The organism is Bradyrhizobium sp. WBOS07, assembly GCF_024585165.1.
In the GTDB taxonomy this organism is placed as follows: domain Bacteria; phylum Pseudomonadota; class Alphaproteobacteria; order Rhizobiales; family Xanthobacteraceae; genus Bradyrhizobium; species Bradyrhizobium japonicum_B.
In genome coordinates, this window is record NZ_CP029008.1 from 5,464,999 (window position 1) to 5,476,803 (window position 11,805).

Annotated in this window: 9 protein-coding genes; 6 read left to right on the top strand and 3 right to left on the bottom strand. The window is 64.8% G+C overall.

The features are described 5' to 3' along the window. Positions 1 to 3 precede the first annotated feature (3 nt). The 4 genes from DCM79_RS25990 to DCM79_RS26005 all read left to right on the top strand — a co-directional run bounded on the left by DCM79_RS25990 (position 4) and on the right by DCM79_RS26005 (position 7,549). Positions 4 to 930, top strand: coding sequence for a glyoxylate/hydroxypyruvate reductase A (locus DCM79_RS25990; protein ID WP_257176961.1), 927 nt, complete (start codon positions 4 to 6; stop codon positions 928 to 930). A 219-nt stretch (positions 931 to 1,149) separates the two neighbouring features. Further along, the gene (locus DCM79_RS25995) at positions 1,150 to 3,012 is read left to right on the top strand and encodes an ABC transporter ATP-binding protein (RefSeq protein ID WP_257176962.1); all 1,863 of its coding nucleotides are present in this window, start codon (positions 1,150 to 1,152) and stop codon (positions 3,010 to 3,012) included. A gap of 341 nt (positions 3,013 to 3,353) precedes the next feature. Next, positions 3,354 to 3,869 carry a hypothetical protein gene (locus tag DCM79_RS26000; RefSeq protein ID WP_257176963.1) on the top strand — a complete coding sequence of 172 codons (516 nt, stop codon included), beginning with the start codon at positions 3,354 to 3,356 and terminating at the stop codon, positions 3,867 to 3,869. Positions 3,870 to 4,183: 314 nt separating this feature from the next. Continuing rightward, positions 4,184 to 7,549, top strand: coding sequence for an adenylate/guanylate cyclase domain-containing protein (locus DCM79_RS26005; protein WP_257176964.1), 3,366 nt, complete (start codon positions 4,184 to 4,186; stop codon positions 7,547 to 7,549). A gap of 3 nt (positions 7,550 to 7,552) precedes the next feature. Here the strand turns inward: DCM79_RS26005 and DCM79_RS26010 are convergent, their stop codons facing one another. Next, on the bottom strand, positions 7,553 to 8,776 hold the full coding sequence (locus tag DCM79_RS26010; RefSeq protein WP_257176965.1) for a polyhydroxyalkanoate depolymerase: 1,224 nt from the start codon (positions 8,774 to 8,776) through the stop codon (positions 7,553 to 7,555). Between the two features lie 158 nt (positions 8,777 to 8,934). Here DCM79_RS26010 and DCM79_RS26015 point away from each other — a divergent pair, with 158 nt between their 5' ends. After that, on the top strand, positions 8,935 to 9,591 hold the full coding sequence (locus DCM79_RS26015) for a glutathione S-transferase family protein (protein WP_257176966.1): 657 nt from the start codon (positions 8,935 to 8,937) through the stop codon (positions 9,589 to 9,591). A 281-nt stretch (positions 9,592 to 9,872) separates the two neighbouring features. Here the strand turns inward: DCM79_RS26015 and DCM79_RS26020 are convergent, their stop codons facing one another. Next, positions 9,873 to 10,097: a hypothetical protein gene (locus DCM79_RS26020; protein ID WP_257176967.1), complete on the bottom strand. Its 225-nt coding sequence runs from the start codon at positions 10,095 to 10,097 to the stop codon at positions 9,873 to 9,875. 184 nt (positions 10,098 to 10,281) lie between these two features. Here DCM79_RS26020 and DCM79_RS26025 point away from each other — a divergent pair, with 184 nt between their 5' ends. Further along, positions 10,282 to 10,635 carry a hypothetical protein gene (locus DCM79_RS26025; RefSeq protein ID WP_257176968.1) on the top strand — a complete coding sequence of 118 codons (354 nt, stop codon included), beginning with the start codon at positions 10,282 to 10,284 and terminating at the stop codon, positions 10,633 to 10,635. Positions 10,636 to 10,643: 8 nt separating this feature from the next. Here the strand turns inward: DCM79_RS26025 and DCM79_RS26030 are convergent, their stop codons facing one another. Further along, positions 10,644 to 11,747, bottom strand: coding sequence for a mandelate racemase/muconate lactonizing enzyme family protein (locus DCM79_RS26030; RefSeq protein WP_257176969.1), 1,104 nt, complete (start codon positions 11,745 to 11,747; stop codon positions 10,644 to 10,646). Between the last annotated feature and the right edge of the window lie 58 nt (positions 11,748 to 11,805).

Below are 11,805 nucleotides of genomic sequence, written 5' to 3' on the forward strand. Positions count from 1 at the left end.
CGCATGACGGTTCTCTACAAGGCCAACATGGAGCGCGGCGCCGAATGGGCGCGCTTCTTCGCTGAGCGCGCGCCTGACGTGCCGTTCCGGCTCTGGCCCGACATCGGCGATCCCGGCGCGGTGCGTTATCTCGTGGCCTGGGTGCCGCCGGACGATCTCGCGACGGCCTTTCCGAACCTGGAGCTCGTCTTCTCGGTCGGTGCCGGCGTCGACCAGTTCGATGCCACGAAAATTCCGGCTCACATTCCGTTGGTCCGCATGCTGGAGCCCGGCATTGCCGAGACCATGGTCGAATATGTCACCATGGCCGTGCTGGCCCTGCATCGCGACCTCCTGCATTTCATCGGCCAGCAGAAGGAGCAGGTTTGGCGTGAGATTCGGATCACGCCGGCGAGGCGCCGGCGCGTCGGCGTGATGGGGCTCGGCCAGCTCGGCCAGGCCGTGCTCGAACGCCTCAAGGCATTCGGCTTTCCGCTATCGGGCTGGAACCGCTCGCCGCGCGAGATCGAAGGCGTCACCTGCTACGCCGGCGCGGATGTGCTGCCAAATTTCCTTGCGCAGGCCGACATTCTCATCTGCCTGTTGCCTCTGACCGACGAGACCCGCGGCATCCTGAACGCAGACCTGTTCGCGCGCTTGCCGCGCGGTGCGGGGCTCGTCAATGTCGGCCGTGGCCCGCATCTGGTCGAGGCTGATTTTCTCGCGGCGCTCGACAGCGGCGCCTTGTCGGCTGCGGTGCTCGACGTCGCCGATCCCGAGCCGCTGCCCCCAGGCCATCCGTTCTGGAGCCACCCCCGCATTCTGCTGACGCCGCACAATGCCAGCATGACGATGCCCGATACGGCGGTCGATTTCGTGCTCGACGTGATTGCGCGCCACCGCCGCGGCGAAGAGCTGCCGGGGCTGGTTGATCGTAGCCGCGGTTACTGAGGGTGCGATGATGGTGAAAACGTTGGCTCCTCTTACCTCCCCCGCGCTTGTCCGCCGAAGCCTTGGCGAAGGCGGATGCGGGAGAGGTCGGCGCGTAGCGCCGGGAGGGGGGTGTCCCCTCTTGGAGGTTCTCGCCTGCGGAGACACCCTCTCCCCAACCCTCCCCCGCAGGCGGGGGAGGGAGCGCACCTTGTCTGCGGCAGGCTTCGAGGCCCAAGTATGAGCATCGGCGCGAGTGCACCCGAGCAGGTCGTTGCCGAAGCGCCCGTGCTGTCGGTCGCCGGCCTCACCACCTCCTTCATGCTCGAGCGACGATGGATTCCCGTCGTCCGCAACGTCTCGTTCGACGTGGCGCCGCGCGAGACCGTGGCGATCGTCGGCGAGTCCGGCTCGGGCAAGAGCGTCACCGCGCTGTCGATCATGCGGCTGATCCCGCAGGAGATCGGCCGCGTCGAGGGGCGTGTCACGCTGGCCGGCCGCGAGCTGCTGCCGCTGCCGCAAGCGCGCATGAAGGACATCCGCGGCAACGACGTCGCCATGATCTTCCAGGAGCCGATGACGAGCCTCAATCCGGTGCTCACCATCGGCTTCCAGATCGCGGAGGCGCTGATCCAGCATCGCGGCCTGTCGCGCGCGGCGGCGGAAGCCGAGACCGTGCGCCTGCTCGATCGCGTCCGCATTCCTGCCGCGAGGTCGCGATTCCACGAGCATCCGCATCGCTTCTCCGGCGGCATGCGCCAGCGCGTGATGATCGCGATGGCGCTGGCCTGCAAGCCAAAGCTCCTGATCGCGGACGAGCCCACCACCGCGCTCGACGTCACGATCCAGGCCCAGATCCTCGAGCTCCTGAAGCAGCTCCAGCAGGAGGAGGGGATGTCGATCCTCTTCATCACCCACGACATGGGCGTGGTCGCCGAGATCGCAGACCGGACCGTGGTGATGTATGGCGGCCAGGCGGTGGAGACCGATACGACGACGCGCATCTTCGAGACGCCCTCGCACCCCTACACCCGCGCGCTGCTCGCCGCGGTGCCGCGGCTCGGCTCGATGGACGGCCGCGCGCGGCCGATGCGGTTTCCGATCGTCGACAAGGTGACGGGGACCTCGGACGAGCCGGCGGAGACGCCCGACACCGTCTCGACGGCGCAGCGGCCGCTGCTCGAGGTCGCTGGCCTCACCACGCGCTTTCCGATCCGTTCCGGATTGTTCGGTAAGGTCTCCGGCCGCGTCCATGCGGTCGAGAACGTCTCCTTCACCTTGCGGGCCGGCGAGACGCTGGCGCTGGTCGGCGAATCCGGCTGCGGCAAGTCGACCACGGGACGCTCCATCCTCAAGCTGACCGAGCCGGACGGCGGCACCGTGCTGATCGACGGCGAGGACGTCCTCGCCATGAAGGGCCGCGCCTTGCGCGACGTTCGAAAGCACATGCAGATCGTCTTTCAGGATCCGTTCGCGAGCCTCAATCCGCGCATGTCGGTGGGGACGGCGATTGCCGCGCCCTTGCTCGCCAACGGCCTCGCCACCGCATCTCAGGCGCGCGACAAGGCCGCCGACCTCCTCGAGCGCGTGGGTCTTTCCGCCGACATGGCCGCGCGGTTTCCGCACGAATTCTCCGGCGGCCAGCGCCAGCGCATCTGCATCGCGCGCGCGCTCGCGCTCGGGCCCAAGCTGATCGTCGCCGATGAGGCGGTCTCCGCGCTCGACGTCTCGGTCAAGGCGCAGGTCGTCAATCTGATGCTCGACCTGCAGGCCAGCATGGGCCTTGCCTATCTCTTCATTTCCCACGACATCGCGGTGGTCGAGCGCATGAGCCACCGCGTCGCGGTGATGTATCTCGGCGAGATCGTCGAGATCGGCCCGCGCGCCGCATTGTTCGGCAATCCGCAGCATCCCTACACGAAGAAGCTGATGGCCGCCGTGCCGGTGCCCGATCCCTCCCGTCGCGGCACCCGGCGTGACGTCTCGAACGACGAGATCAGAAGCCCCGTGCGCGCGCCGGACTACCAGCCCCCGGTGCGGCACTATCGCGAAGTCTCGCCCGGCCACGTCGTCCAGGCCTGGAACGAGGAATGGTCGGGCTGACTGCGAGCTGCACAAGTCCTCCGGAAATCGTGAGCGGATGGAGCGACAGGGAGCAGCGGTATGTGAACCGCTTCATACTGCATCAGTCTCTTTCTGAACTACCACTCCCGCAAGAAATTGCAGCACCCGGACCTAATTGACGAACGCGGGTGAGATGCAATGCCTGCGCAGCCGCGTGCTCGCAGCTTGGATTGGCTCCTCGTCTTGCTCACGAGCAAGCCAGCTCCATCACTCAGCACAGATTTTTCAGAAATTGGAATCAAGGGCATCGAGAAACGCTTTCTGGCAGCTTCTATTCGGGTCGGCCCGTAGGCTGCTACTTACTCAGAAGGAGCCCCCCAATGAAGATAAGCGGCGCATTTTCAAACGCATTTTCCCTCACAAGGCATCTCGGCAGTCTTCGGATCCCCCGGTCCAGTCTGATCAAGTCGGCCCACATCCTTGAAAGAATTGGACTGGCAGCCGTTGGAGCCTCTTGCGGCCTCTATGTGGGTGCGACCCTGTTGCGTCAGAACGTCGGACTGTTCGAAAGCGGCTGGATCGTGCTGATAACAATGCTCTACGGAGCTCTCAGTTATTATGTCGGCATCGACTTGGCCCGCAATGTCGCGCGGAAACCGACATCGAGCATCTCGGAAGAATGGAACGGTTCCGAGCCGGCCGAGATCATGAGTGCAGCCGGAACGTTCAGCGCAGCGATCGCCGCAACTCTGTCCGTCAGCATCCTTGTCCTTGATCAAAGTCTGCCTGACGGGCTGATAGCCTTTGTAGCCGGCTGTTGGGTGGTTGGTTCTTCGCTTCAGGTTGCGGCGGGCACGATGGCTCGCAACTCCGAAGCGCCCATCAAAGAGCAATGAAGGACCTGGCTCACGGAAAAACCTCCGCTTGACATCGTACGTCGGCACAAGCCGCAGTGTTGGTTCGGCTTCAGGTCTGGAGTGATCAACGACGACTCATCGCAACCTCTGCTGTCCAACGCTGCGCGCCAGCGATGTTTGGTAGCGCAGCCGTTCGCATCGAGCAGTGTCCCGATCGAAACCGTACCGGTACTGAGTAACCTAAATTCTCGCACAACAAACAAGACGTGCCATCATGGCGGCGTTGGGATATTCTCCCCGCGCGGCCGTGGTCCAAAGTTCTGCTAACTGCCAGTCACAAGATCGGTGGAGCCATGCAGATTGCGGAGTGGCTCGAGAAGCTGGGGCTTGGGCAATACGCGGAGCGTTTTGCCCAGAATGGCATCGACGTGGGCATCCTCCCCGAACTGATGGACGAGGATTTCGACAAGCTCGGAGTCCTGCTCGGTCATCGCCGCAAGATGCTGCGTGCCATTGCCGAGCTCGATCCAGCCGCGTTGATCGCGTCGCCGTCCCCTCCTCACGACGCCGAGCGGCGCCACCTCACCGTTATGTTTTGCGATCTGGTCGGATCGACTGCACTCTCATCGCGTCTCGATCCCGAGGATCTATGGGAAGTGATCCGGGCCTACCGCGTCGCATGCGGGCGCGTCATCGCCGCTTATGACGGCAGGATAGCCAGGTTCGTCGGCGACGGAATCCTCGTCTACTTCGGCTATCCGCGCGCACACGAAGATGATGCGGAGCGCGCAGTGCGAGCGGGCCTCGATATCATTGCTGCGATTGATCAGCTCAAGACAGGCGCCGGCGAACGTGTTGAACTTCGGATCGCAATTGCGACCGGGCTCGTGGTGGTCGGCGACCTCATCAGCGGAGACGCGTCAGAGGAACACGCAACCATCGGCGATACGCCGAACCTCGCTGCCCGGCTGCAGAGCCTGGCGGAGCCGGGGGCGGTCGTCGTTGCTTCCTCGACGCGCCGGCTGCTTGGCGACCTTTTCACCTTTCGCAATCTCGGCCGTCGCGAAGTCAAGGGGATAAGCGAGCCCATTGCGGTCTGGGCGGTGGAAGGAGCGAGCCCATCGGAGAGCCGCTTCGAGGCGGTCCGCGCCGCGCGCTCGATCGGCTTTGTCGGCCGCAAGGACGAGATCGAATTCATTCTCTCGCGCCAGCGGGAGGCATGGCAGGGCTTGGGCCAGATCGTATTGATTTCGGGCGAAGCAGGCATCGGCAAGTCGCGCATCGTGGCAACATTGTCCGAAAGCCCCTCGCTGGGGACACACCGTCGGGTGCGGTATCAGTGTTCGCCATATCACACCAACAGCGCACTTCATCCCTTTGTCGCGCAGCTCGATCGCGCCGCCGGAATCTGCTTGCATGACACGCCGGAACAAAAGCTCGACAAGCTCGAGGCCATGCTGGCACTGGGAACCCAGCAGGTCGCCCGAGTAACCCCGCTGATCGCGGCTCTGCTTTCGATTCCCATTGGCGACCGTTACCCGCCCCTCGGCTTGAGCCCGGCGCAGCAGCGGAGACAGACGTTTGCCGCCCTTCTCGATCAGCTGGAGGGATCGGCGCGAGGCCAGCCTCTGCTGCTCATCTGCGAGGATATGCATTGGGCAGATGCCACGACGCTCGAACTGTTCGATCTCGCGGTCGATCGGATCAGGGCCCTTCCGATACTTGTGCTCATGACATCCCGGCCGGAGTTCGAGCCCTCCTGGTCGGGCCTTGCCAACGTCAGTCTGTTGCGGCTCGACCGGCTCGACCGGCAGGACACGCGCGCGCTGGTGGAGCAGGTGGTCGTCGGCCGCCAGCTACCACGCGAGATGATGAAGCAGATCATTGACAAGACCGATGGCATCCCGCTGTTCGTCGAGGAATTGACCAAGATGGTGCTGGAGTCCGGCTTGCTCGTCGAAGATGCCGGACGCTACCGCCTGAACAGTCCGCTGCCGCCGCTTGCCATCCCCGCGACGCTGCAGGATTCGCTGATGGCGCGGCTCGACCGGCTCGCTCCGGTCAAGGAAGTGGCGCAGATAGGCGCTGCCATCGGCCGAGACTTCTCATATGCGCTGCTGAAATACGTGGCGGGACGCGATGATCTGACCCTGAGCGCTGCCTTGGCACAACTTGAAGAGGCCGAATTGCTGATGCGCCGTGGGGCGCCGCCCGAAGCAGATTATAGTTTCAAGCACGCCCTCGTTCAGGAGGCGGCCTACGAGAGCCTGCTCAAGAGCAAACGGCAGGTGCTTCACACGCGAATTGGCGAGGTCCTGCGCGAGAACTTTCCAGCCGTCGCCGAGACCGAGCCGGAAATCCTGGCACACCACTTCACTGAGGCGGGGCTGAGCGAGGCGGCCCTCGAATGGTGGCGCAAGGCGGGCCATCAGGCGCTGAAACGCTCGGCCTATTCCGAGGCGATCGCGCATCTCGGCAAGGCCATCGCGATCACCGATCAGTTATCTGACGAGCCGCGCGGGATGATGAGCAGGCTGCATCTTCAAATCGCATATGGCCGTGCACTCAGGGGCAGCCTCGGCCATAGTGCTCCCGAAACGGTCGCGGCATGGACGCGGGCGCGCCAGTTCGCAGCCGACATCGATGATCCCGTTGAGCTGGCGCCGGTGCATTCGGGACTCTTCAATGCCTGCCTGACGCACGGCGAGCTCGCTCCGATGCGGGAGTTGGCGGACGCCATCAGGAGCGCGGCCGACCGACGACCGGACTCGCCGGTGGCCGCCGTCGTTGCCCATTGGACGGGCGGCGTCACCTGCTGGTTCGCGGGCGATTACCTCAATGCGAGAACGCATCTCGAGCGGGCGCTGGCGATCTATGGTGCCGAGCCGGATCCCGCGATCTTCAGGGCTTCGGCGCTGGATTTGCCGTTCGTGATCATGAGATTTCTTGCCCTGGTGCTCTGGCCGCTCGGCAGCACCGCTCGTGCGCGCAAGCTTGCTGCGGAAGCGGTGGGTGCTCCGGCAGAAAAACGAGCGCTGTCCCAGGCCAATGCGCTGGTTCATCGCGCAGTGTTCGATGGGGTCTGCGGGGGCATGTTGCAGCAAACAGAGACGATCCTCGCGCTCGGTCTCGCGCGCGAGCACACGATGCCGCTATACGTGGCCGCGGGCACCTACCTGAATGGCCTGGCCAAGTGGCGTGCCGGCGACCGAATGGCCGGACTGGCGGACATGCGTCACGGCTGGACCTCGCTGCGCGAGAACGATTGCTGCCTCTGCGAACCGTTTTGGGGGATGCATGTCGCCATGGCGAATGCGGACCTGGGCGAAGTCGAGACCGGGCTGGCCATCCTGGACGAATTGATCGCCGGGACGGCACAGTCCGGCCAGCATTGGCTCGATGCCGAGCTGCATCGTGTCCGCGGTAAACTCTTGTCGCGCCATGACGGATCCAGTGCCGAAGATGCCCTGAAGCGAGCGCTGGAAATTGCGCGACTCCAGCAGACCCGGACCTTCGAGCTGCGCAGCGCGCTTGAACTTGCCCGGCTGCACGAGACAAATGGCCGAGGGAATGAGATATCCGAGGTGCTTGCTCCCGTGCTCGCTGAATTCGAGGCGGAGCAAAACCTTCCGGAGTTCGTTGAAGCCAGGGAGCTGCTCGCGCAAGCGCATGAGGCACGTTACGTTTCCCCTGGCCGGGCGTTTGGAGGCAGGGGATGACGGTCACGAATTGACGTGCACGAAATCCCGTAGCAACGGATAGATCTCGTTGTTCCAGCGCTTGCCTGAGAACACGCCGTAATGGCCGACGCCGGCCTGCATGTGGTGGACGCGCCGATAGGCGCGCACGCCGGTGCAGAGGTCCTGCGCCGCCAGCGTCTGGCCGATCGAGCAGATGTCGTCCTTCTCGCCCTCGACCGTCATCAGCCCCATGCGGCTGACGGCCTTGGTGTTCACGGGGCGGCCGCGATGCATCAACTTGCCCTGCGGCAGGAGGTGCTCCTGGAACACGTCGCGCACGGTCTCGATGTAGAACTCGGCCGGCAGGTCCATCACCGCGAAATATTCGTCGTAGAAGGTCTTGATGGTCGCGGCCTTGTCCTTCTCGCCCTTGGCGATGTGGTTGGCGAGGTCGAGATGCTGCTTGATGTGACGCTCGAGATTCATCGAGACGAACGCGGTGAGCTGCACGAAGCCGGGATAGACCTTGCGCAGCGCGCCGCGGCATTGCACCGGCACGTAGTTGATCAGGTTCTGCTCGAACCATTCGATCGGCTTGCTCTTGGCGAACTCGTTGACCCGGGTCGGCTGAATACGGGTGTCGATGGGACCTGCCATCAGCGTCAGCGTCGCCGGGCGCGAGGGGTGGTTGTCCTCGCACATGATCGCGGCGGCCGCGAGCGCCGAGACGGAGGGCTGGCAGATCGCGACCATGTGCGGGCGCGGCCCGAGCTGGCCCAGGAAGTCGATCAGGTGCTCGGTGTAGTCGTCGAGCCCGAAGCGGCCTTCGCTGCGCGGAATGTCGCGCGGATTGTGCCAGTCGGTGATGTAGACGTCGTGGTCCTGCAGCAGCGTCTGCACGGTGCCGCGCAACAGCGTCGCGAAATGGCCGGACATCGGCGCCACCAGCAGCATGCGCGGCTGCTCGCCGACCCCGTCTTTCTTGAAGTGCAGCAGCGAGCCGAACGGCGTCGCGTAGGCGATCTCCTCGGTGACGGCCACTTCGCGATTTCCCACCGTCACGCGCTCGATGCCGTAGGCGGGGCGGTGATAGGTCAGGGTCGAGCGTGAGATCAGCTCCAGCGCGGCCGCGAGCCGGCCAATGAGCTGATCCGACATGCCCTGCGGCACCAGATTGAGAAACTTGAGCGCGGACGAAGCCCCCGCGCGCCACGGCGCCGTCAGGTCCATGTGGTTCTGAAAGGCCTGATAATTCATCGACATCATAACTGGAACGCCCACCCGTCCCGCATTGCTATGCAATAACGACGCCAAACCGGGCGGCCGGACCGCCCGCAAAATTGGCACGTCGCTTGCTGCTCACGTCACGGCAGGCACGGGCACATCCGCGAGCCGGCGGAGAGGCGGGATCAGGGAAGGGCCATATGGCGAAGGCGACACTGACCATCAGCAGCAAGAATTATTCGTCCTGGTCGCTGCGCGGCTGGCTGCTGGCGAAATTCTCCGGGCTCGATTTCGAGGAGATCGTCACCGCGCCGGACGATCCGTCGGCGCGCGCGGAGATCCTGTTGCTGTCCTCGTCGATCCTGGTGCCGTGCCTGCGGCACGAGGGCGCCGTGGTCTGGGATACGCTGGCGATCGCCGAATATCTCAACGAGGTGATGCCGGCGGCCGGCCTGTTGCCCGATGACCGCATCCAGCGCGCCCATTGCCGCTCGATCTGCGGCGAAATCCATTCCGGCTTCACCACGCTGCGCGCCTCGCTGCCGGTGAATCTGAAGGGACGTTTTCCCGGCTTCAAGGTCTGGTCGCGGGCCCAGGCCGATATCGACCGCGTCTGGTCGATCTGGCGCGACTGTCTGGAGCGGTCGGGCGGCCCCTTCCTGTTCGGCGCCCAGCGCACCATGGCGGATGCGATGTACGCGCCGGTGGTGACGCGCTTCGTCACCTACGACGTCAAGCTGGAGCCGCAGCTGCAGGCCTATGCCGACACCATCATGGCGATGCCCGAGATGGCCGAATGGATCGCAGCGGCGCGGGAGGAGCCCGCCGAGATCGAGGAGCTCGAGGTCGAATATTAGGCAGCGCTGGTGCGGCCTTGCCTGTTTCGGGGGCGGCGCCGACCGCGGCGGCCTGAGCGGTCTATATCCTTGCCAGCATTAACCTTTGGCGCTTCCGCGCGGCCGAGGCCGCGCGCTGCGCCGTACAGATATTGTACGCACTGCCCTCACCGCATCGACATCTAGCCGTGAACAGGTGCGTACACGGCCTTTCGGCTGATTCGGGCGCGATTCGTTCGGGCCGCGTTCCGTTCGTTAAAGCGAAGCGTGGCGCCGTTGCATTTTGGAACAGATATGGGGCTTCAGGCGGCCCCGCGATGCTTCACGCGCGGCAGGCGCCAGCCGATCACGGTGGCTTCGACCGCGATGCCGGCTTCGTGGTTCTGCCAGCGTCCCTCGACATAGCGGCAGGCGAACGGCAATTGATACGTTCCGCTGTGGTCCTCGCACAGCACTTCAAGCGCCAGGCCCGGCGGCGGTTCTCCGGCGCCGTCGAATTCCGCCAGTCGTCTATCGCGCGTTGCCATTCCGAAAATCTCCCCTAAACAAAGCCGCGGAACGAGCGCCCACTTCCTCCGCGTGCGGATCATCGTTCCCCGTCCGAGGGAACGGCGCAAGCTCAACGCGAGAATGCGGTACGAGTGTGGTAGCCTTTCCCGGCTTTGCGCAAACAGCGCACATTGCCGTGATCGATCGGACGAGGAACCCTTCATGCTGCTTCGAAGCGCTGGCTTTTGTTTCGCGATATTTCTGCTCGCAACGCTGGCGCATGCGCCGGTGCACGCGCAGGACGTGCCCGGCATCGAGATCTGTACGGTCGAGAAGACCATGGAGCGGCGCACCTCCTGCCTGCAGAGCAATGTCGACTTCCTGCAGAAGACGATCACCAAGCTCAATCTCGATCATCAGCAGAAGCTCGATGCCGCCAACCGCCAGATCGACGCGCTGAAGACAGGCATCGCCGGCCTGCAGAAGACGCTTCTCGACCTCCAGGCCGCCCAGGCGAAGACGGCCGAGGACCTGAAGAAGAAGCAGGACGCGCCGCCGGCCAAGGACGCGAAATAGCGCGCCGTTCACGCTACGCGGTAGCGCTCCATCACGCCGCGATCGGGCTCGTAGCCGAGCCCGGGGCCGGAAGGCACTGCGACATGGCCGGTGGCATCGGCATCGATGCGGCCGCCCCAGAGGCAGGCCTCGCGCTTGAGATGAAACATCTCGACCAGCCCGTCGTCGCGCGTCGCCAGCAGATGCAGCGTCGCGAGCAGGCCGGGGCCGAAATAAGGCGAGTGCGGCACGATCTTCACCCCGAGCCGATCGGCGAGCGCGGCGACCTTCACGAATTCCGTGATGCCGCCGACCTTGGTCACCGACGGCTGGGCGTGACTCACCGCGCCCGCCTCCATCATCTGGCGGAATTGATACTCCGTGCAGGCATTCTCGCCGGCGGCGATGTCGAGCCCGCCTTTGCGGCGGACCTCGGCCAGCGCGGCAAAATCCTCCGGCGGCCAGACCGGCTCCTCCAGGAACATCGGCTGCGCGTCCCGGCAGTCTTTCGCGAAGCCGATCGCCTGCGCGGTCGTGAGCGGGCAGTTCATGTCGACCATCAGCGGAATGCCGGGCCCGATCGCCTCGCGGGCGGCGAACACCGCAGGCGCCGTGGTCTCGTGCAGCTTGATCGCGCCATAGCCGAGCGCGAGCGCCTTGCGGCATTCGGCGGCGATGTTGTCGGGCGTACCGATCCGCAGCAGGCTCGCGTAAGCCGGAATCGCCGTGCGCCTGGTCTCGCCGAGCAGGCGATGCAGCGGGACGCCCTCGATCTTGGCCGCAAGGTCCCACAGCGCGATGTCGAGGCCGGAGATCGCGAACATGGTGATGCCGTAGCGGCCGAACAGATGCAGATTGCGCTGGATCTGCTCCATGACGGCGGGGATGCCGGCGGCATCGGGCACCTTCAGCCCGCGGGCCTGCGGTGCGATCATCTCCTCGACCGAGCTGCGCGTGGTGCGGGGACAGACATAGGCGAAGGCGTCGCCCCAGCCGGTCAGCCCGGCATCGGTCGAGACCTCGACCAGCACCATGTCGAGGGCGGTGATCGCCGAGGCGCCCTGGCGGAAGCTCGCGACACCCGCGTCATAGGGAATGCGGATATGGTGTGCCCGCACATCGGTGATGTCCATGACGCGGTTCCTCCGTGCTTTCTGCTGAGCGGTTCTTTCGGCAATGTAGCCGTGAACC

What these genes read in the sequence shown, in the direction of transcription:
- DCM79_RS26020 (WP_257176967.1), bottom strand. Translation starts at nt 10,097, where the DNA reads ATGGCAACGCGCGATAGACGACTGGCGGAATTCGACGGCGCCGGAGAA.
- DCM79_RS26030 (WP_257176969.1), bottom strand. Translation starts at nt 11,747, where the DNA reads ATGGACATCACCGATGTGCGGGCACACCATATCCGCATTCCCTATGAC.
- DCM79_RS25990 (WP_257176961.1), top strand. Translation starts at nt 4, where the DNA reads ATGACGGTTCTCTACAAGGCCAACATGGAGCGCGGCGCCGAATGGGCG.
- DCM79_RS26015 (WP_257176966.1), top strand. Translation starts at nt 8,935, where the DNA reads ATGGCGAAGGCGACACTGACCATCAGCAGCAAGAATTATTCGTCCTGG.
- DCM79_RS25995 (WP_257176962.1), top strand. Translation starts at nt 1,150, where the DNA reads ATGAGCATCGGCGCGAGTGCACCCGAGCAGGTCGTTGCCGAAGCGCCC.
- DCM79_RS26025 (WP_257176968.1), top strand. Translation starts at nt 10,282, where the DNA reads ATGCTGCTTCGAAGCGCTGGCTTTTGTTTCGCGATATTTCTGCTCGCA.
- DCM79_RS26005 (WP_257176964.1), top strand. Translation starts at nt 4,184, where the DNA reads ATGCAGATTGCGGAGTGGCTCGAGAAGCTGGGGCTTGGGCAATACGCG.
- DCM79_RS26010 (WP_257176965.1), bottom strand. Translation starts at nt 8,776, where the DNA reads ATGATGTCGATGAATTATCAGGCCTTTCAGAACCACATGGACCTGACG.
- DCM79_RS26000 (WP_257176963.1), top strand. Translation starts at nt 3,354, where the DNA reads ATGAAGATAAGCGGCGCATTTTCAAACGCATTTTCCCTCACAAGGCAT.